At 61.9% G+C, this 19856-nt stretch carries 15 protein-coding genes; 7 read left to right on the top strand and 8 right to left on the bottom strand.

Translation table 11 applies throughout. The annotated features are described in order from the left end of the window. Positions 1-24 precede the first annotated feature (24 nt). Complete coding sequence (locus R3E49_RS04440) at positions 25-963, bottom strand: NAD(P)-dependent oxidoreductase (protein ID WP_371293945.1); 939 nt, start codon at positions 961-963, stop codon at positions 25-27. Positions 964-1141: 178 nt separating this feature from the next. Here R3E49_RS04440 and R3E49_RS04445 point away from each other — a divergent pair, with 178 nt between their 5' ends. Then, positions 1142-1588, top strand: a complete 447-nt coding sequence (locus R3E49_RS04445; RefSeq protein WP_371293946.1) for a nuclear transport factor 2 family protein — start codon at positions 1142-1144, stop codon at positions 1586-1588. A 29-nt stretch (positions 1589-1617) separates the two neighbouring features. On the opposite strand, the gene R3E49_RS04450 is transcribed toward R3E49_RS04445, so the two are convergent. After that, a complete protein-coding gene (locus tag R3E49_RS04450) occupies positions 1618-2355 on the bottom strand; it encodes an endonuclease/exonuclease/phosphatase family protein (protein ID WP_371293947.1) in 738 nt (245 codons plus the stop codon). Positions 2356-2899: 544 nt separating this feature from the next. Between R3E49_RS04450 and R3E49_RS04455 the strand changes: the two genes are divergently transcribed. Next, positions 2900-3349 carry a YaiI/YqxD family protein gene (locus R3E49_RS04455; RefSeq protein ID WP_371294289.1) on the top strand — a complete coding sequence of 150 codons (450 nt, stop codon included), beginning with the start codon at positions 2900-2902 and terminating at the stop codon, positions 3347-3349. Positions 3350-3410: 61 nt separating this feature from the next. Then, positions 3411-6029, top strand: coding sequence for a cation-translocating P-type ATPase (locus R3E49_RS04460; protein WP_371293948.1), 2619 nt, complete (start codon positions 3411-3413; stop codon positions 6027-6029). Positions 6030-6054: 25 nt separating this feature from the next. On the opposite strand, the gene R3E49_RS04465 is transcribed toward R3E49_RS04460, so the two are convergent. Together R3E49_RS04465 and R3E49_RS04470 are read right to left on the bottom strand one after the other, a co-directional pair. Beyond that, positions 6055-6909, bottom strand: coding sequence for an SDR family NAD(P)-dependent oxidoreductase (locus R3E49_RS04465; protein WP_371293949.1), 855 nt, complete (start codon positions 6907-6909; stop codon positions 6055-6057). 51 nt (positions 6910-6960) lie between these two features. Continuing rightward, positions 6961-8010, bottom strand: a complete 1050-nt coding sequence (locus R3E49_RS04470; protein ID WP_371293950.1) for a Dabb family protein — start codon at positions 8008-8010, stop codon at positions 6961-6963. A 218-nt stretch (positions 8011-8228) separates the two neighbouring features. Here R3E49_RS04470 and R3E49_RS04475 point away from each other — a divergent pair, with 218 nt between their 5' ends. Then, on the top strand, positions 8229-9797 hold the full coding sequence (locus tag R3E49_RS04475; protein ID WP_371293951.1) for a fatty acyl-CoA synthetase: 1569 nt from the start codon (positions 8229-8231) through the stop codon (positions 9795-9797). An 11-nt stretch (positions 9798-9808) separates the two neighbouring features. On the opposite strand, the gene R3E49_RS04480 is transcribed toward R3E49_RS04475, so the two are convergent. From R3E49_RS04480 to R3E49_RS04490, 3 genes are read right to left on the bottom strand one after another with little or no spacing between them, the layout of a single operon-like run. Further along, positions 9809-10672 (bottom strand): SDR family NAD(P)-dependent oxidoreductase, encoded by an 864-nt coding sequence (locus tag R3E49_RS04480; RefSeq protein WP_371293952.1) that lies wholly within the window; start codon positions 10670-10672, stop codon positions 9809-9811. 20 nt (positions 10673-10692) lie between these two features. Further along, positions 10693-11679: an NADP-dependent oxidoreductase gene (locus R3E49_RS04485; RefSeq protein ID WP_371293953.1), complete on the bottom strand. Its 987-nt coding sequence runs from the start codon at positions 11677-11679 to the stop codon at positions 10693-10695. Between the two features lies 1 nt (position 11680). Then, complete coding sequence (locus R3E49_RS04490) at positions 11681-13291, bottom strand: amidohydrolase family protein (RefSeq protein ID WP_371293954.1); 1611 nt, start codon at positions 13289-13291, stop codon at positions 11681-11683. A gap of 188 nt (positions 13292-13479) precedes the next feature. Here R3E49_RS04490 and R3E49_RS04495 point away from each other — a divergent pair, with 188 nt between their 5' ends. Next, positions 13480-15000 carry a 4-hydroxyphenylacetate 3-hydroxylase family protein gene (locus R3E49_RS04495; RefSeq protein ID WP_371293955.1) on the top strand — a complete coding sequence of 507 codons (1521 nt, stop codon included), beginning with the start codon at positions 13480-13482 and terminating at the stop codon, positions 14998-15000. A gap of 4 nt (positions 15001-15004) precedes the next feature. Here R3E49_RS04495 and R3E49_RS04500 read toward each other — a convergent pair whose 3' ends face one another. Then, a complete protein-coding gene (locus R3E49_RS04500) occupies positions 15005-16729 on the bottom strand; it encodes a potassium/proton antiporter (RefSeq protein ID WP_371293956.1) in 1725 nt (574 codons plus the stop codon). Between the two features lie 192 nt (positions 16730-16921). Here R3E49_RS04500 and R3E49_RS04505 point away from each other — a divergent pair, with 192 nt between their 5' ends. Both R3E49_RS04505 and R3E49_RS04510 read left to right on the top strand, forming a co-directional pair. Next, complete coding sequence (locus R3E49_RS04505; RefSeq protein WP_371294290.1) at positions 16922-19045, top strand: carboxy terminal-processing peptidase; 2124 nt, start codon at positions 16922-16924, stop codon at positions 19043-19045. A 98-nt stretch (positions 19046-19143) separates the two neighbouring features. Next, complete coding sequence (locus R3E49_RS04510) at positions 19144-19854, top strand: PAS domain-containing protein (RefSeq protein ID WP_371293957.1); 711 nt, start codon at positions 19144-19146, stop codon at positions 19852-19854. Positions 19855-19856 lie beyond the last annotated feature (2 nt).

Below are 19856 nucleotides of genomic sequence, written 5' to 3' on the forward strand. Positions count from 1 at the left end.
TGATATCCTCAGTCGTTATCGGTTTCAATAGCCCGCTTGCGTGTCGACCAGCCCCTGCAGGGGTTCGCCGCGAATAAATGCCTGCACATTGGCGATGAACGGCGCGAGTAGACGCTGGGCCATATTGGGCCCGCTCCAGGAAACATGGGCACTCAGCCTGATCTTTGGATGCCCGTAAATCCAGTGGCCCGCGGGCAGTGGCTCGGGGTCGACGACATCAAGAGAGGCCCGGGCCAGTTGGCCTGAATCCAGTGCGAGCCTCAATGCATCCTGATCGACCAGTGCGGCGCGAGACACATTGATCAAATGGGCGCCGGGCTTCATCGTGGCCAGCGCCTGGGCGTCGATCAGGCCGCGGCTTGCAGGCGTAGCGGGCAGGGCGAGTACCACATGGTCAGCCGCCTGCAACAATTCGGTCAGGTGTTCCACCAGTTGTACACCGGTCAGGGGGCTGTCTCGGTAGGAGCGCACCTTGGCGATGACCTGCATGTCGAAAGCCAATGCGCGCCGGGCGACGGCTTCGCCAATCGCGCCGAGGCCCACAAGCCCGAGGTTTTTTTGCTCAAGGCAGCCGAGATCCGCCAGGTACCACGCCTCGGGCGGCTCATTGATCCAGCGTGTCGGCAGCTGTTTTTCATGGCAGAGCATCATCGCCAGGACCCACTCGGCCATGGGGGTGGCTGTGGCGCCACGAGAGCAGGTGAGCACGGCATCCCCAACCAGCGACAGGGGGAAATTATCAATGCCGGTACCCAGCACGTGAATCCAGCGCAGCCCCCGGCAGGCGCTCAGGAGTGAGGGGAGGTCGCCACTACCGGTCGCTGTACACAGCAGCACATCGGCAGCAAGGGGCTGTTGCGCGAGGCTGGCATCACTGGGCACTATAAGCACCTCAATCCCGTGCCCCAGAGCCTGGAGCTGGTCAACCAGGCCGGGGATGTTGGGTTGTAGTGCGATGCGCATGGCGAGTTCTCCGGTGAGTTTGCCTGTGGTTGAGGCGTGACTGAAATCAGTGCCGCCCACTGAAACCCTTTTATATCTGGCTCAGCGAGGCGAGGCCAGCGCTGGCGGGCTGCCCGGCGCAGAAAACAAGCAACGGTTCAGGTCACCGGCCCCGGTGCGGACAAACAGGAGAGTGTCGATGACCAATATCGAACAATTGGTGGCCATTGAGGCCATTCGCGCGCTGAAGGCGCGCTATTTTCGTGCGCTGGACAGCAAGGACTGGCAGGCCTTCGAAGCCGTGTTCGCACCGGACCTTGTTGCCGACTTCCGCGCCGCGACGGGCGTCTATGATGACACCCTGCTGACCCACGGTGCGGCGGCCTATGTGGCGGGTCTCGCACCGGTTCTCGAGCAGGTGGTTACCGTGCATCATGGGCACACGCCTGAGATCACGATTGAGTCACCGACAACGGCCGCTGGTGTCTGGGCGATGGAGGACAAGTTATGGCCTGGGCCGGGCTCGGCTCTGCCCTTTGCCTGGCTACACGGTTACGGGCACTACCACGAGCGCTACGTCAAACTGGATGGGCACTGGCATATTCAGGCGATACGGCTGAGCCGGCTGCGCGTGGACAGGGGGTAGGGCTGTTGCGTCAGCCGCGCTGCAGCGGCTCATAGCGCAAATTGGGCCAGCAGGGCCGCGTGATCCGACAGGTCCCGCCAATGCCCATCGCGCAAGCGCTGGCAGCTGATCGGTTGTACGCCACGGTAATAAATCCGGTCGACCGGAAACACCGGTGCCCATACCGGGAAGGTGCGTGCATGCCTGCCCTGTAGCGCCAGGAAGGCTTCCTCGAGACCCAGCTGGGATTGCAGGTACTGCGCTCCGCGCTGGCGCCAGTCGTTGAAATCCCCGGCCAGGATCAGGGGCTCGTCATGCGGGACGTGGGCCTCTATCCGGCGCACCAGCGTCGCCAGCTGTGTGCGCCTTTCGCGCTCGAGCAGGCCAAGATGCACACACAGTGTGTGCAGGCGGGTGCCCGAACCCGGCAGCGCCAGGACGCTGTGCAGGATGCTTCGGCTGGAGCGGGGAAACAGCGACACATCGATGTTCTCCGTGCTCACGATGGGGAAGCGGCTCAGCAGGGCGTTGCCGTGATCCCCCTTACGGTAGATGGCATTGCGCGCGTAGGCGTAGTGCGGCCAGACCTGATCCGCCAGATATTCAAAATGCGGTTCTTCCGGGTAGCTGAAACGCTTCTGCCGTCGCGGACTGGCGTGCGCCCAGCCGTGTACCTCCTGCAGAAAAACCACGTCAGCGCCGGATTCCACGATTCGTTCACGAATGCCTTCCAGCACAAAGCGTCGGTTGCCAGTGCAAAACCCCTTGTGGATATTGTAGGTGAGCACGGTAACCTCCTGCCGTTTGGCGGGAGCAGGGTCATTTCGCATCGATTGATCCAACGTCACAGGCATCTGGCTACTACGAGAGAGCACCGCGTCAATTCACCGGCTGTTCAGCCGGCGAGACCAGAACGCTACCACACTTCTTCATGTTGGTCAGTGCAGGGGCGCTTGCACGCCACGGCGGACGTCATGCGCGCCGGTCACAGGCCATGCCGCGGACGACAGCCCAGGGCGCGAACGCCAGTTTGCAGGCGAAAATGTGTCCGGCGCCCTGTAAAAACCGGCAAATCTGTAATTATCAAAAGAATCCACAACTGCGTATAATATATATTATGTTAAATAAAGGATTCGGACACACAGTTATGCACAGGCCGGTGCGGGCTGGCGCCCCCTGCTTGCCCAGGGCTGTGTTGATGAGAGCCAGCCACCAGGCGTGACAGCGATAGGTCGCGCAAGCGGATGACCTCACTGTCGGCTCACAGGTCGCTGGGATACACTGACGTTCTCGCGCCTGCACCATGCGGCGATCACAAAGGAGGAACACGCACTGGATATCTGGGTTGATGCCGACGCCTGCCCGGGCATGGCGAAGGACATTCTGTTTCGGGCGGCCCGTCGCACCGGCCTGTGTTTGACCCTGGTGGCAAACCGTCCGCTACAAGTCCCTGCGGATGCGAATATCCGCTCGCTGCAGGTGAGCGCCGGTTTTGACGTGGCGGATGATGAGATCGTCAGGCTAGCGAAACCGGGAGACCTGGTCATTACCGCGGATATCCCACTGGCGGCCGAAGTGATTGCCCGGGGTGCCCTGGTGCTGACACCACGGGGTGAACGCTACACGACAGACAATATTCAGCCGAAACTCAATATGCGGGATTTCATGGACACCCTGCGTGCCAGCGGGATTCAGTCGGGCGGCCCGCCGGCACTCAACAATCAGGACAAACAACGCTTTGCCAACCAGCTTGACCAGATACTCGCCGCAACGCGACGCTAGCTGCGGGAGCCTGCCCGCCGGGGCTGACGACCCTCGTCTGGCGAAGCCCTGGATGCACCCTGTGGAGCACGTTGCAGAAGCGCTGGCTGTTGATCCCACGCGGGGACTGGCGGCAGACGAACTGCGGCGTCGTCGACAGCATTTCGGCCCCAATGTCTTCCGTGAGAGCAAGCCACGCCCTGCCCTGTCGATTCTGCTGGCCCAGCTGCGGAGCATTGTCGTGTTGCTGCTTTTCGTCGCTACCGGGATGGCCCTGTTTATGGGCGACACCATAGAGGCGATGGCCATTGCGGTTGTTATCGCGCTCAATACCGTGTTGGGCTTCACCACGGAATGGCGGGCAACACGCTCCATGGAGTCGCTGCGACGTATCGCCCGGACGGAGACCACGGTGCTGCGTGGCGGGCGTGCGGAGCGCATACCGGCCTCCGGGCTGGTACCCGGTGATGTGGTACTGCTGGAAGCCGGCGATGTGATACCGGCGGACCTCCGTTTACAGGAAGCCGCCCGGATGCAGGCGGATGAATCAGTGCTCACCGGCGAGTCACTTCCGGTACGGAAACAGGTCGACGCAGTTGCGGCAGAAGCATCGTTGCTGGAACGGCCGAATATTGCCTTCGGCGGCACCGCACTCACCCGTGGCAGCGGCAGCGGCCTTGTGGTTGCCACGGGAATGGATACCGAATTCGGCCGTATTTTCGCTCAGGTGAGCACCGCGCAGCCGCGCCAGACGCCGCTTGAAAAGCGCCTTGACGCGCTGGGCAAGCGTCTGGTGTGGCTGGTGCTGGTGATGGCCGTGATGCTGGCAGTGATTGGCGTCCTTACCGGTCGTGACCTCGCTCTCGCCATCGAGGTTGCGATTGCCCTGTCCGTTGCTGCGATCCCCGAGGGTCTGCCCATCGTGGCGACCATCGCGCTGGCTCGCGGCATGTGGCGCATGGCCCGACGCAACGCGCTGATTACCCGTCTGTCCGCGGTTGAAACACTCGGGGCGACCAGCGTTATTCTCACTGACAAGACCGGCACCCTCACGGAAAACCGGATGACGGTAACTCAGGTGCTGCTGGCCGACGCGGATATCGGCTTCCAGAGCGAAGGAGACAGCACCGGGGACACGGGGGTAACTCGCCGCCTGCTTGAACGCGCAGCTCTGTGCTGCAACGCCTCTCTGGGTGACGAGGCCGAGGACGAGAAGCATGCGACGGGTGATCCCACGGAACTGGCCCTGCTGGCTGCTGCCGCCCGACTGGGACTGGACCGCCCTGCTCTGCTGGCAGCCATGCCCGAGATTCGTGAGGAGCCTTTCAGTGCCGAAGACAAGCGCATGGCCACGATCCACCGCGATGCCGATGGCGTTTTCGCCGCCGTAAAGGGTGCGCCAGAGAGTGTGCTACCACTGTGTCGTGCACAACAGCAGGGCGAAGCCGTGCATGACCTGGATGATGCGGGCCGCCAGCATTGGTTACAGCGTGCAGAAGATCTGGCAGCCACCGGGCTGCGCACGCTGGCGATAGCCGAGCGACGGCTCGCGTCTGAGCAGGACTCACCGTACAGCGACCTCGTGCTACTCGGTCTTATTGGCATGGAAGATCCCCCGCGCAAGGGCGTGAAAGAGGCCATCGAACAGTGCCACGCCGCGGGGGTCACTGTGGTCATGGTGACCGGAGACCACGCGGCGACGGCCGCGCGCATCGCGCTGGACACGGGCATTGTCGCAGAGGGTCAGCCCCCCCGGGTTGTAGATGGCGAGGCCTTGCAGCAGGTCTTCGAAAGCGAGGCGACGGAGGAACTGCTGGACGTACGCGTGTTCGCACGTGTCACACCGGAGCAGAAACTCAAGCTCATTGATCTGCACCAGCGCGCAGACCGGGTCGTCGCCATGACGGGCGATGGGGTCAATGATGCGCCAGCGCTGAAAAAAGCCGATATTGGTGTGGCGATGGGTATTCGGGGCACAGCCATCGCGCGGGAATCCGCCGCCATGGTGTTACAGGATGACGAGTTTCGCACGATTGTCGCTGCCATTGCGCAAGGTCGGGCGATCTTCAGCAATATCCGCAAATTCGTTGTTTATCTGATGTCCTGCAATATCAGCGAAGTGCTGGTGGTCGTGCTGGCGACAGTCGCGGGTGCGCCATTGCCCCTGTTGCCCCTGCAGATCCTGTTTTTGAACCTGGTGACGGATGTGTTTCCGGCGCTGGCATTGGGTGTAGGGAAAGGTGCACCGGGTGCCATGCAACACCCGCCGCGATCCCCCGGGGAGCGTGTACTGATGCGCCAGCACTGGGTGCTCATCGGCCTGTATGCGGCACTGATTGGCCTGGTGGTACTGGGCGCGATGGCGGTCGGCCGTCTGATACTCGGTTTCGACGCCAGCAAGGCGGTGACCGTCTCCTTTCTCACCCTGGCCCTGGCGCAGATGTGGCACGTGTTCAATATTCGCGAGGACAGCGGGCGCTGGCTGCGCAATGAAATCACCGGCAACCCCTGGATCTGGGCGGCACTCGGGCTGTGCAGTGCACTTATCGCGGCTGCGGTGTACTTCCCCCCCCTTGCCGCGGTCCTGTCTCTCGTCCATCCAGGGCCCGATGGCTGGCTGCTGGTTGCGCTGGCGAGTGTGCTCCCGGTGTTGCTGGCCCCTCTCCTGCGCCGTCTGGCGCGGCGCTTCGGGTCACTGTGAGGCTGATCCTTTCGCCCGCCCCTGGCTATGAATCGATGCCGGGGTGCGAGTAGGCGGGCAGTATTGGATCCTCAATACGTTGGCACCCGTCGAGTGAGTAGACCGGTAGCGCATGCTGCAGCGGAAAATGCAGGCTGTAGGCAGTGAGCCCAGTGCGCTCAGCGGCCGGCAGGTGGCAGAGTGCGAGGCCGGTCTCCGCGATGTATTCAATGCGCTCAGTCGGGTAGCTTTCCGGAATGTACTCACTGGCTCCGGGTGTGCGGATAGCGGTGCTCGGGCTCAGGGTGTTTACGGCAATGTTGTCAGCCAGAAGCTCCGCGGCCAGACCCTGGGTCATGCGGTGCACCGCGGCCTTGATGGACGCATAGACAGTGCCTCCCCCCTGGGTCGCAAACACATCATAGGGGCGGGTCGGTGGCAGGGCAGTTACCGACCCCAGCGTGACAATCCAGCCAGCGCCACGTTTGCGCATTTCGGGTACTGCGTGCTGGATCAGCCGAAACGGCGCGCGCAGATAGTGATGAAAAGTACGCTCGAAGGTTGCCGGGTCCATGATCGCCGTCGGGGCGTATTCGGCTTTGCCGCCACTGTGGATCAGGATGTCCAGCCCACCGGTGAGTGCAATCGTGCGGCTTATCAGAGAGTCGAGATCCGTGTCACTTTCGAGGTCCGCCTGCAGCGGATAGGCCACTCCACCCTGCCCTTCAATCAGCGCTACGCTCTCATGCAGTGTGCCTGCATAGGTGCCCGCACTGTCGAGGCTGCGTGCCGTCAGCACGACCGTCGCGCCCTCGGCAGCAAGGCGCTGGGCAAGCGCACGACCGATGCCCCGGCTGGCACCCGTAACCAGAGCAACTTTACCGTCCAGCAGTGTTCCCATGTCAATGGCCTCCTGAATAAACTGTGTCTTTGGACTCTATTGCAGGACCCTTCAGATCCCCTCACCCTGCTCCACGAGCTCTCGCGCCAGCACGCTGCTGCCAAACGGGCTGAATGCGTGTGAGAGCGCTGTATCGATAGCCTGTGCACCCGACTCCGGGTCAAACCAGCGATCAATATGGGCCCAGTGGTGTGGGTGCACCATGTATGGCCCCAACAGGTCATCGACGGTGCGGAATTCCTGCTCCCATACCCAGGTCCATGGCGCACAGACAGCATGCTGCCAATCCACCGGGACAGCTCGGCTCAGGCGCCAGTTGCGAATTTCGCGAATGTGGTGTGGCATGGCGAGCAGGTCCCGTTCAAAGGCCTCTGCAGTCGTGTTCTCGCGGCCGGATTGCAGTCTGAAGAATGCTGTGCGTTTGATCCCGCCAGCCAGGTCGGGCTCCCGCAGACCGGCACCGACGGTTTCCAGCGCCAGTGCATGCACGGCACTGCAGTTCCGCGAGAGCTCAGGAAGAATCTGGCGCTGCCACACATCACTCGCCTGCGCCCGCGCCGCGGTGCTGGCATCCGGGTACAGCAGGTCCAGTGTCAGGTGCCCTGCTGCGTACTCGGGGGCGAGGTTGCTGCCGAGCTCGCTTGACGCCAGCCCCGGAAGTCGCGGCAGCCACAGGGAAAGCGCCTGTTGCAGTACATCCGCACTGTCCGCGCAAATCTGCAACTGTGCGGTCTCGCGGTAGCCTCTGCTGGCTGCCGTGGAGCGCTCGGCACCTGGCAGCGTGAGTTCCGCTGCGTCCGGCTCCATCAGGTAGGTGCGCCTGCGGGACAGACTCTGTTTATCGACAGCAGCCCAGAAATTGGCGACCTCTTTCGTCCCTGACTGTGCGCGCATGACCCACCAGGCCGCCGGGTCGGCAATGGTCCAGCGTAGCCAGAGTGTCACCGGCGCTTCGGTGATGGCGACCGGAGGCGACACGTGCAGAGACTGAAAGCGCATGCCACGTGCCTCCGCAGCCTCCCGATAGTGTGTCTGAAACAGCGCCTCGACTGCAGACAGATGCTGCGCTTTCACGACAATTTCGTCTTGTGCGATGATCATTGGGCGGACTTCACTGCTCATTATTGTCAACCCGCAAGCTATCTGCCGTGGCTGCTGTCGTCAATGTCACGGCATGCAAAGGCGTATAGAATCACAAGGAGGCATACCAGCGCGGTGGCTTGTCTGCCCGCTGAAGCACTGGTTCAATGCAAACCCCAGCAGGCGCTCACCGGGTCAGCAGTGAAATATAATCAAGAATCCAGGGAGTTGGCAGGACCATGACCGAAAACGCACTTCGTCAGCAATCCATTTACGACATACTGCGGCGCAGCGCCGCGCGCCACCCGCAAAAACTGGCCATTCGCCAGCACAGTGTTGGCTGGACCTATGAAGAGTTCCACCACCTGTGCCGTGCGGCGGCGGCTGGTCTGGCGGCGCGGGGTATCCAGCCCGGCGATCGTGTGGCGATTCTGTCGCGCAATTCCAATGCCTTTGCCGTGGCCCGATTCGCGATTGCTGCTGCCGGAGCAGTCCTGGTGCCTGTCAACTTCATGCTCAATGCGCAGGAGGCCGCCTATATCGTCGACCACAGCGAAGCGCGCCTGTTGCTCGTGGGGCCAACGGAAGTGGACAAGGCGCGAGCCGTTGCCAGTCTCTGCCCTCGTGTGGAGGCGCTACTGTGGCTGAATCTTGACAGTCCGCCAGCGGAGGGCCTGGGCGCTTTTTCGGAGTTGCTGCAGGTGGAGCCGCTGTCACAGCCGGTAGCGGTTGATGAGCGTACCCCCGCACAAATCATTTACACCAGCGGCACGGAGTCGGCTCCGAAGGGTGCGGTGCTCAGTCATGCCGCCGTGTTGTGGCAGTACGGCAGTATTCTTGCCGATGCCGAGGTCGCCGGCCACGACCGGCTGCTGCACGCCCTGCCGCTGTTTCACTGCGCGCAGTTGGACTGCTTCCTCGGCCCTTCATTACAGGCGGGTGGTACCAACATCATTACCGACGACAACAGCGCCGAGAACCTGTTGCGATTGCTGCAGGAGGAGCGCATCACGTCGTTTTTTGCACCACCGACTGTGTGGATATCACTGCTGCGGGCGCCCGGTTTTGACACTGCGGACCTCACCGCCTTGCGCAAGGGCTACTACGGGGCCTCGATCATGCCGGTGGAGGTGCTCAAGGAAATACAGGCGCGGCTGCCGCAACTCCGGTTGTGGAACCTCTACGGACAAACCGAGATTGCCCCAACGGCCACGATCCTCAAGCCGGAGGACCAGCTGCGAAAAGCCGGCTCGGCCGGCAAGCCGGTGCTACATGTGGAAACGCGCCTGGTGGATGACGCGGGGAATGACGTTGAGGTGGGCGCCATCGGAGAAGTGGTGCACCGCTCGCCGCAGCTCCTTACCGAGTACTTCAAGAACCCGGAAAAGACCGCTGAGGCCTTTGCCGGTGGCTGGTTCCACAGCGGCGACCTGGGAACTTTCGACGATGACGGCTACCTGACCATCGTTGACCGCAAAAAGGACATGATCAAAACCGGTGGTGAGAACGTCTCCGGTCGCGAGGTTGAAGAAACCATTTACCAGCTGCCATGGGTGGCTGAGGTCGCCGTGATCGGCCTGCCCCATCCGACCTGGGTGGAGGCTGTTGCGGCCGTGGTGGTGGCCAAGGCAGATGCTGGCAGCGCCGTCAATGAGCAGGCGGTCATCGAACATTGTCAGGGTCGTCTGGCAGGGTTCAAAGTCCCCAAGCGTGTGATTATCGCTTCCGATCTTCCGCGCAATCCCTCGGGAAAAATACTCAAGCGCACGCTGCGTGAGGCCCATGCAGCGGCCTTTACAGCCGGCTGATGGCGCACACTTTACTCCGGAACGGCAAGGCCCATGCTGGCGAGAATCTCTGCCGGTAAGGCGGGCGTCGACAGTGCGCTGAGGTGCTGAGCGCGACCCGCGGCCATCTGCTGTGTGACCTCGGGGTGGGTGGACACCCAGAATGCGCCGGCGACCACCTGGGGAAAAATGCGCTGCGCTGCCTCCAGGCCTGAAATACCGTCCGAGTGGAGCATGGCGTCCATCATAGCCCGGTGCTGCACACTGCCCTCGTCCTGCCCGCCGCCGCCATCGGCAAATATGCGGGTCGCCACCGGTCCGGGGAGAACCGCCGAGACGTGAATCGGCGCACCCTTCAACTGCATCTCCAGGAACAGGCATTCACTGTAGGAGATCATGGCGTGTTTGCTGAGAATGTATGAGGTCTGCAGCGGCATCATTCCCAGCCCGCCGATTGAGCAGGTATTGGCGATCCAGGCGCGCCTGCCACTGGCGAGCATACGGGGCGCAAAGGCGCGTACACCATGAATCGCGCCGTGGATATTGATCTGCAGTGTTTTCTCCCACTGCTCGCTGCTGAGCTCCCAACTGTAACCGACCGTTTCGACACCGGCATTGTTGAACAGCATTGTCACGTCGCCAAAGCGCGTATGAACCGCATCCGCCAGCGCATCTATGGCCGCGGGACGTGCCACATCCACATGCATTGCCGTTGCATCACCACCAGCCTCGCAGATCGCACCTGCGACGCTCTCTGCACGATCTGTCGCGATATCGGCCACAACCACCTGCATGCCGGCAGCTGCGGCACAGTGCGCGAGGCCCTCACCAATTCCGGAACCGGCTCCGGTAATGACGGCGACGTTGCCCTTCAGGGCCGCTAGTGGATCAGACATGCTTGATTCCTTGTTTGAGATTAGTCGAGATCGGCGACATTCAGCACCTTCTTGCCGCGGTTGTGGCCTTCCTGCAGAATGCTGTGGACGTCGGCGACCGCCGCCAATGGGTATTGCTCAATAGGTGGCAGCCTGATCTCCCCCTTGACCAGCAGCTGCGCGATTCTGGTCAATGTTGCGGCACAGTCGGTGTCGTCCATGGTTGAAAATACCCGTTTGACACCGCGTTCGGCGGCCATCGCGGCCGCTGCCGGGATATCCCCGTCATCGACCAGGGTGGGGATGCTGACGAAGGTGCCACCCGGTCTGACGAGGTCAAGGCCGTCGGGCAAGGTGCTGGCACCCACGGCGTCCATGAGGTAGTCGAGACCCCCGGACGCCCAGTCCGCGATCGCCCCGGAGATACTTTCACTGCGGTAGTCGATGACCCGTTCGGCGCCCAGCCCCTGCACGTACTCCACGTTGGATGTTGAACAGGTCGCCGCCACGCGTGCGCCTGCCCGGCGCGCAAATTGCACGGCGAAACTGCCCAGCCCACCTGATCCACCGTGGATAAGTGCCCATTGCCCGGGTGCCAGGCCACCCCGATCAAACAGGCCCTGCCACGCAGTCAGTGCGGCAACAGGCAGTGCCGCAGCCTCTGCAAAGCCGAGTCCCTCGGGAATGTGCGCCACCCGGTCGGCGTCGGCCAGCGTGTATTCCGCATAACTGCCCTGACCACCCTGGCCGTGATTGGTGGGGGTAAACACCCGGTCGCCCACCGTGAATCCGCGCACCCCCTCCCCTATCGCCGCCACCCGCCCGGCCGCGTCAAAGCCGATAATGTAGGGAAATACGTAAGGCCTGTATTGGGCCAGGTGCCCTTCGCGGTTTTTCCAGTCGGCAGGATTGACTCCCGCGCAGGCAACCTGAATCAGTAGTTGACCGGCCGCAGGTGTGGGTGTCGGAACCTCGGCTCTGCGGAAAACTTCCGGGCCGCCGGTCTTTTCTATGATCATGGCAAACATGTCAGTGTCCCTGCTGTCTATCGTTGATGGTGTTCTGCGGTGGCCGCCTGATTGCTCTCCCCGGCATGCTGTCCATGCGCAATTCTCCCTCGTCAATTACGGGCACGCCGTTGACCAACACGTAGCGCATGCCAACGGAGGGTTGTCGGGGGTTGGCAAAGGTGGCCCTGTCCTCCAGCGCGTTCAAATCAAAGATGGCGATATCGGCATCCATACCCACCTGCAGCCTGCCTTTTTTGCGCATCTGCGGCACCGAGGACTGCAGGATCGTTGCCGGTATCAGCGATGTCTTGCGCAGGGCTTCCGTCAGGCTCAGCGACTCGCTTTCGCGCACCCATTCGGCCAGCAGGCGGCTGAAGGTGCCGGCACTCCGGGGGTGGGCGTAGGCTGTTTCCGGCAGCGGCCACGCGTCATGGGGGATCAGCGCGCCCGTGTTCGCGTCGATCCAGGGCATGCTGTCGCTGGCTATCGCCCCGCCGGGGAGCAGAACCGAGGTGTCCAACACGCTGCGTTCCGCCGGTAAATCCAGAAAGTGTTTTACGATAATGGCACCGGGCTGCTCTGCGCGCAGGGCTTTGAAACTCTCTTCATTGAGCCTCTGGCCGTTGTATTCAATGTCCTGCGCCTTCACGCCCTTGGCCGCCATTGCATCCGGGCTGAACAGCGCCGAACCGATGGTGGTGCTGGCGGCGCCATAGGTATAGGCCTCTGTCGTTATCGGAACCCCGGAAGCGCGCGCCGACTGAATCATCCCGGCCGTAATATCAACGGCCCGCACACTGCTGCTGTTCAAGTGGCAGATGTGCGCCGGGTTTCCGGTACTGGCCGCCAGGGCTATAACCTGTCCGACACACTCCGCCGAGCTGTCGGGGTCCTGCGGATTGTCGCAGGAGATGTGCGTGAAGGTAGGTACGTTATGGCGAGCGGCCAGGCTGTGCACTGCAAGAAGTTCGCGAAACCCTCCCCCTGGCGCGTAGCCACCGTTTATCCCGATACCGAGTGCCCCGTCGCGCAACCCCTGTTCAAGATAGGCAGTGATGCTCTGCACCTGTTCACTCGATGCGGGTTCGCTAACCCAGCGCTTGCGGGCGAAGGCATCACGGAACCACTGCACCTCTGCGCGGGGTGTCAGCCCCTCAAACTCCGCGATGCGCGCGAAGGTCCAGGCGGCAGACGTGCCGTAATTCAGTGCCCTGCCCGCCTGCGCTTGTGATTGATACCACTCGTCGACCGGCAGCACACCGGATTCAAGCTCCAGTGTGGTGGTCACGCCATCGTAAGCATGCATTCTGTCTGCGACCAGCGACTGCCCATGAGAATGCAGGTCGATAAACCCGGGGGCAACGATCAGACCCGTGGCATCGATAGTGCGCTCACCGACCAGCTGCGCCCGGGAAATCTCAGCGATCTCTGCGCCGCGGACACCCAGGTTGCGGACCGCATCCAGCCCGGTCTCCGGGTCGATCACGCGTCCCCCGGCGATAACCAGATCATAGGGGACTTCCACGGCTGCCAGCGGACGACTCGCCAGGATCGCGAAGGCCAGCGCCGTCAGCAGTGCGGCGCCGAGATTGCCAGCAGGGTTCTTAGGCCCAGTGTGCGGGTGTTTCATGAGTTCCCCAACGGATTATGGTGACTACGTTACCGTGTTGCGTGCTGACTGCAATCGACAACCTGGTCAATTTAGCATACAACAGACAGCCAAGGGTTTGTGACCAGAGGATTGCGCGCACAGTTGGCCGGCGAACCCCGGGGCTGAGCTGCAGAATATGTCGTGGGAGGAACAGGGTGAACAAGGTAATGACAGGGCGCACTGAGGAGACGGCAACGAGCCGCTGGGCACGGTTTACGCCCATCCGCACGGGCGAGGAGTATGTACAAAGTCTGCGTGGCCGTGATGTGACGGTCTACCTGTTGGGGGAGCGGATCGCAGAGCCCGTGGATCACCCGATTATCCGTCCCTCCATCAACGCCCTGAGTGCCACCTACGACCTGGCTCTGGAAGAGCCTGAGCTGGCAACGGCGCATTCATCCTTGATAGATGCCCGGGTCAATCGCTTCCTGCACATTGTCGAATCACCGCAGGACCTGGTGATGAAAAATCGGATGCAGCGACGTCTGGGGCAGATCACAGGTACCTGCTTCCAACGCTGTGCCGGGCTGGATACGATCAGTGTCCTGCATTCCATCACCTGGGACATCGACCGCAAGTACGGCACGCAATACCACCGGCGCTATCTCGACTTCATGCGCGAAGCCCAGCGCCACAACGTCATTATTGGTGCCGGCATGACGGACCCCAAGGGGGACCGCAGTAAACGCCCTCACCAGCAATCCGACCCCGACCTGTTTTTGCACGTAACGGGCCGCACAGAGCAGGGCCTGTTTGTTACCGGCGCCAAAGCGCACATGACCGGTGGCCTGAACAGTCACTGGATCTGCGTAATGCCCACGATGAACCTGAGCGAGGCAGATCGTGACTATGCAGTCGTTGGCATGGTGCCCGGCGACGCTGAGGGACTCATCTACATCTACGGGCGCCAGAGCTGTGACACCCGCGCACTAGAGGCAGGCGACATCGACAAGGGGAATGCGCGCTTCGGCGGACAGGAAACTCTGGTGGTTTTCGACAATGTGTTCATACCCTGGGAGCATGTACTCATGGATGGCGAATACGAGTTTGCCCAGCCGATGGTGTCACGCTTTACCGCCTACCATCGCGCCAGCTATGTCTGCAAAACCGGCCTTGGCGATGTCATGGTCGGCGCTGCGGCATCTATCGCCGAATACAACGGGGCTGACGCCGCCAGTCACATCAAGGACAAACTGGTGGAGATGACGCATCTCAACGAAACCATCTATTCGTCGGCCATCGCGTCCTCCCACGAGGCGACGCAGCTGGACTCGGGTATCTGGATGAATGACGAAATGCTGGCGAATGTGTGCAAGCACAATGTCACACGCTTCCCCTACGAAATAGCACGCTTTGCCCAGGACCTCGCCGGCGGCCTGATGGTGACCCTGCCGTCCCAGGCGGACTTCGAGCATGAGGAAGCCGGGCCACTGTTGCACAAGTATTTCCTGGGACGCGCTGACATTCCGGTAGAGAGCCGCACCCGCATGCTGCGCCTGATCGAGAACATGACCCTGGGCCGCAACGCGGTGGGCTACCTCACAGAATCGCTGCACGGCGCCGGTTCACCACAGGCCCAGCGCATCCAGATTCTGCGTGGCATGGATCTGCCGCGCAAGAAACGCTATGCGCAGGACCTCGCCGGCATCGACATTATTGCAACGGACGCGGATGGCGATGCACGCTGAATGACTATCCGAGTTTAAGGCCGACCACGGCGATCTGGTCGCCATCAAGTTTCTTCACCACGAACTCAACGCTATCCAGCGAGACACGGTCGCCAACGACCGCCTTGTGATGAAACTGCCGGTTGATAAACTCGCCCACAGTGAGCGCCTGCAGGGCCTCCGGTACGGCAACACCGTACATCAGTGAAATATCGGCCAGGCGCGCGCCCGGTTTGAGGACAAAGTCGCCATAAAATGCCGAGGCTTTTTCTGAACTGCGTGCATCCACTGGTGTAAACAGGCGAGCGAGCGCCGGGGCGGCTCCGTCATTGCCCAGGACCATGACGTGGTCTTCCAGCTCGATGTCTTGCTCACGAGGGTTATCCAGCAACACCCCCTGGCGAACAACCCCCACCAACTGTGCGCCGCCGGACAGCGGCAGGCGCCCTGCCCGCATGTGAATGGCAAGGCTCCCCGCCACCGCCCGGTATACCAGAACCTCTTTCTCCTGCTCGTCGGGTATTCTCAGGACCAGATGTTCCGGGTCGACGAGCACCGGCGGCACCTCGATGCCCAACCAGCGGGCAATGGGCGCGATGGTCCACCCCTGGAGCACCAGCGAAACAAGCACCACGAAGAAAGCCAGCTCAAAGAAAATATCCGCATGCTCCAGCCCGGCGAGAGACGGAAACAGTGCGAGGATAATCGGCACTGCGCCGCGCAGGCCGCACCAACTGATGAACACCTGTTCGCGCCAGGGGAAGTGGAAAGGCAGCAATGCCAGGGCCACGGCCAGGGGGCGCGCGACAAAAATCAGCGCCAACGCAATGCCGAGAGCCGGGAGCACCAGGGGCAGCAGGCTGCTGGGGGTGACCAGCAGTCCGAGCATGAGAAACATGCCGATCTGCGCCAGCCAGGCGATGCCGTCGTGGAATCGGCGGATGTCCTTGGCGTGCGGCAACGATGCGTTGCCAATCAGGATGCCCACCAGGTAGATGGCCAGAAAGCCACTGCCGCCCCACAGGTTGGTTACCCCGAACACGCTGATGCCGCCGGCCAGCGCCAGCAGCGGATACATGGATACGGGCAGTGAGAGGCGTTTCAGGAGCCGCACAAGCAGATAGCCGCCGGCGAAGCCAATGGCGAGCCCCAGCCCCATCTGCTCCGCAAAGGCCGCCAGAATACGTATCCCGGGGTCTTCCGCCTGCAGTGACAGCAGTTCCACCAGCGTGATCGTCAGAAAGATCGCCATGGGGTCGTTACTGCCGGATTCCACCTCAAGCGTCGCGCTGGTACGTTCCTTGAGTTGCAAGCCCGCCGAGCGCAGCAGACCGAACACGGCTGCGGCGTCGGTGGAGCCGACGATGGCGCCGATCAAAAGAGACTCGAGCCAGCTGAGCCCCAAAATGACGTGTGTCACCAGCCCGGTGATACCGGCCGTCAGCACCACACCAATCGTCGCCAGTGACAGCGCCGGCCCCAGGCTGACCCTGAAGGTGTCGCGACGCGCGCCCTGCCCTCCATCGAAGATGATGATGGCAAGGGCGAGGCTACCGAACAGGAAGGCCTGGCTGACATCGTTGAACTGCAGACCGCCCAGCCCTTCTTCGCCGGCGAGCATGCCCAGCACAAGGAACACCAGCAGCACCGGGGCACCCACCCGACGGGAGAGCCCGCTGGCGATGACGCACATGAGTGCAAGCAGGGCACCCCAGAAAATCATGCTGTTGGTCAGTTCGATCGGGTTCACGCGCTCAAGGGGCCCTGGTCCGCTGGCTGCAACCGGTATGTTACACCAGTCCGGTAACGCGGGGATGGGAACACGCGCGAATCAGCGCTGTCTGAGACAACAGCCCGTACACCGTTACAATGGGATTGGATGCAACCCTGCGTGGGGTTACACTGCTGACTCAGTCTACAGGAGACACGAACTTTGCCTACCATACCGGCTTTCAGAGCGACCGACTTCCGCGCCCTCTTCCTGGGCGCTGTGGCCCTGCTGGTGGCAGGGCTGCCTGGGGTTGCGGGCGCCGCCATCGCCTATACGGACAGCCAGCGGGAAACCATTGTTGAGTTGATCGAACAGTTGGAGGAGCGCCATTACGCCAAGCTGGTCTACGATGACAACCTGTCCTCCCTGCACCTCGACAATTACATAGAAAGTCTGGACGGGGGCAAGATGTTCTTCACCCAGGCAGATCTGGCCGACTTTGAGCGCTACCGCACGGTCATGGATGAGGACCTCCACGAGGGTAACCTGCAGATCGGTTTTGATATCTTCAACCGCTTTCAGCAGCGCTTGCAGGAGCGTCTCGGCGGCATTGTGGAGACACTCGACGAGCGCGTAGCGTCCATGGATTTCACCGTGGACGAAGCCTATGAACTGGATGGCGAGGAACGCCCCTGGGCGCGCAGCGAGGAAGAGCTTGATGATCGCTGGCGTCGCCACCTCAAAAATCAGGTATTGAGCCTGCGACTTGCGGAGAAAGAGGCCGAGGACATTGTCCCGACGCTGGAGAAGCGCTATCGCAACCAGCTCAAGCGGATTGAACAGTACAACGCCCAGGATGTGTTCCAGGTCTATGCCAACGCTCTGACGGAACTGTATGACCCGCACACCAACTACCTGTCTCCCCGGCGCTCGGAAAACTTCAATATCAACATGAGCCTGTCGCTGGAAGGCATTGGCGCAGTACTGCAGATGGAGGACGAATACACCAAGGTTGCCCGGCTGGTCGCAGCAGGACCGGCGGACAAGCAGGGAGAGTTGCAACCGTCCGACCGGATCGTGGGCGTTGCGCAGGGCGAGGATGGCCCTTTTGAAGACGTGATTGGCTGGCGCCTGGACGAGGTGGTTGAGCTGATACGCGGCCCCAAAGATTCCACCGTTCGCCTGCAGGTGATTCCTGCCAAGGCCGCCTCCACGGATGCGCGCAAGGAAATCACCATCGTGCGCAACCAGGTCAAACTGGAGGAACAGTCGGCCCAGAAAAAAATTCTCGAAGTGCCCAGCGGAGACCACACAGCAAAGATCGGTGTGATCGATATTCCCGCGTTTTATATTGACTTCGAAGCCATGCGCCGCGGTGACGAGGACTACAAGAGCACCACCCGCGACGTGCACAAGCTGCTGACCGAACTGGAAGCCGAAGGTGTTGACGGCATCGTGATCGACCTGCGCCATAATGGAGGCGGCTCACTGCAGGAGGCCAACGAGCTGACCGGGTTGTTTATTGAGTACGGTCCAACCGTGCAGATCCGCCACTCCTCGCGACGGGTGTGGCGTGACGGCAAGCGCATGCGCGGCCCCTACTACGATGGCCCGCTGGTGGTTCTCATCAACCGCCTGAGCGCCTCTGCCTCGGAAATCTTTGCGGGCGCGATACAGGACTACCAGCGCGGCATCATTGTCGGGGACCGCTCTTTCGGCAAGGGAACCGTGCAGACCATGGTGCCGCTCACGGAAGGGCAACTGAAACTCACCGAGTCAAAGTTCTATCGCATTTCGGGAGACAGCACGCAGCACCGCGGGGTAGTGCCTGACGTGGTCTTCCCGTCGCTGTTCGACCCGGACGAGATTGGCGAGAGCGCACTGGATCACGCTCTCAACTGGGACCAGATCAATCCGGTCAAGCATCGGCGCTATGGTGACATCAACGCTGTTGTCCCGGAGCTGACCCGACTGTTCCGTGAACGCAGCGTGAGCAACCCGGATTTCGTCTACCTTGAAGAGCAGGTCCACCTGGCGGAAGAGGCACGCGCCGTGAAGGCGTTGCCGCTGAATGAAAAGGCCCGTATCGCCATGCGCGAGACGCAGGAAAACAAGGCCCTGGCGATTGAAAATCGTCGCCGGGCGGCCCTCGGCGAGGAGCTGCTGACCTCCCTCGATGATGAGTTTGGCGAGACCGATGAGGACGTCATCGAACCCGAAGACGACGGCGCTACAGAAGACCCGGAACACCCCGACGTGCTACTCACCGAGGCCGGTAACATCCTTGTAGACGCGTTGCTCCTGCGCCAGCAGCAGGTTGCACAGCACAGCGCAAGTCGCACTGGCGACAAATAACAGACGATGCAGCCTGCGGTGAAGGGCCGCAGGTATTTTCGCCCGCCGTCCATGGCCGGACGGTGAGCTCCAAGCTTGCAAGAGACAGGCACTGGCTGATGACAATGGATTGGATTGAAGGCTTGGGGGAGGTACTCCCGGTGACCCGCCTGGGCGACGATATGCGCGTGGTGGACATGTCCCCCGCAGCGTTGCGCATGCACGGCATGACCCTGGAGGAGGCGCGCGGCAAGACGCTGTCCGAACTCGCCCACCGCGAGTCGATGACCAACATTTTGCCCGGCGTCTGGCGGCGCAATACCCCGCTGATCAAGGACCCGGTTGGCGGCCTGCTGGAAGACGCCGCGCGCCTGTATGGCAATGCCACGGCCTGGGTCTGGCTGCTGACCCCTTCCGGCCGTATGTTTCGCGCCATTCTCAACGTCATCAAGCTGGACACCGGCTTTCTCACGTATCTGGCCAATGTGGAGGATCCGTTTACGCGCAGCCTGGTACGCGCGGAACCCGACGGCACCATTGTCGGCTCCCTTGGCGCACGCTGGACATTGGAAACCATGCGCGTTTTTGAGGACTTCATCGCGGGCGACAGTCTGCAGGAAATCGCACGCAGCCATGGGCTGACCACCAGCCGCGTGCGAGGCATACTGGACGATCTGGCGGACCAGACTGGCTACGCAACTGCCGGTGCCCTGCGCGCGGCTATCTATCGCAATTATGCTGACGAGATGGTGCCTGCCAGACAGACGATTTTCCCCGTGGTGACGGACACCGTGCCCGGTTTCCCGCGCTACGACCGGTCTCCGGTTTAGGC

Origin of the sequence: Haliea sp. (genome assembly GCF_041395985.1) — a bacterium.
Taxonomy (GTDB): domain Bacteria; phylum Pseudomonadota; class Gammaproteobacteria; order Pseudomonadales; family Halieaceae; genus Haliea.

Coding starts and splice junctions, on each gene's coding strand:
- R3E49_RS04440 (WP_371293945.1), bottom strand. CDS start 963: ATGCGCATCGCACTACAACCCAACATCCCCGGCCTGGTTGACCAGCTC.
- R3E49_RS04445 (WP_371293946.1), top strand. CDS start 1,142: ATGACCAATATCGAACAATTGGTGGCCATTGAGGCCATTCGCGCGCTG.
- R3E49_RS04465 (WP_371293949.1), bottom strand. CDS start 6,909: ATGGGAACACTGCTGGACGGTAAAGTTGCTCTGGTTACGGGTGCCAGC.
- R3E49_RS04470 (WP_371293950.1), bottom strand. CDS start 8,010: ATGATCATCGCACAAGACGAAATTGTCGTGAAAGCGCAGCATCTGTCT.
- R3E49_RS04475 (WP_371293951.1), top strand. CDS start 8,229: ATGACCGAAAACGCACTTCGTCAGCAATCCATTTACGACATACTGCGG.
- R3E49_RS04480 (WP_371293952.1), bottom strand. CDS start 10,672: ATGTCTGATCCACTAGCGGCCCTGAAGGGCAACGTCGCCGTCATTACC.
- R3E49_RS04485 (WP_371293953.1), bottom strand. CDS start 11,679: ATGTTTGCCATGATCATAGAAAAGACCGGCGGCCCGGAAGTTTTCCGC.
- R3E49_RS04490 (WP_371293954.1), bottom strand. CDS start 13,291: ATGAAACACCCGCACACTGGGCCTAAGAACCCTGCTGGCAATCTCGGC.
- R3E49_RS04495 (WP_371293955.1), top strand. CDS start 13,480: ATGACAGGGCGCACTGAGGAGACGGCAACGAGCCGCTGGGCACGGTTT.
- R3E49_RS04510 (WP_371293957.1), top strand. CDS start 19,144: ATGACAATGGATTGGATTGAAGGCTTGGGGGAGGTACTCCCGGTGACC.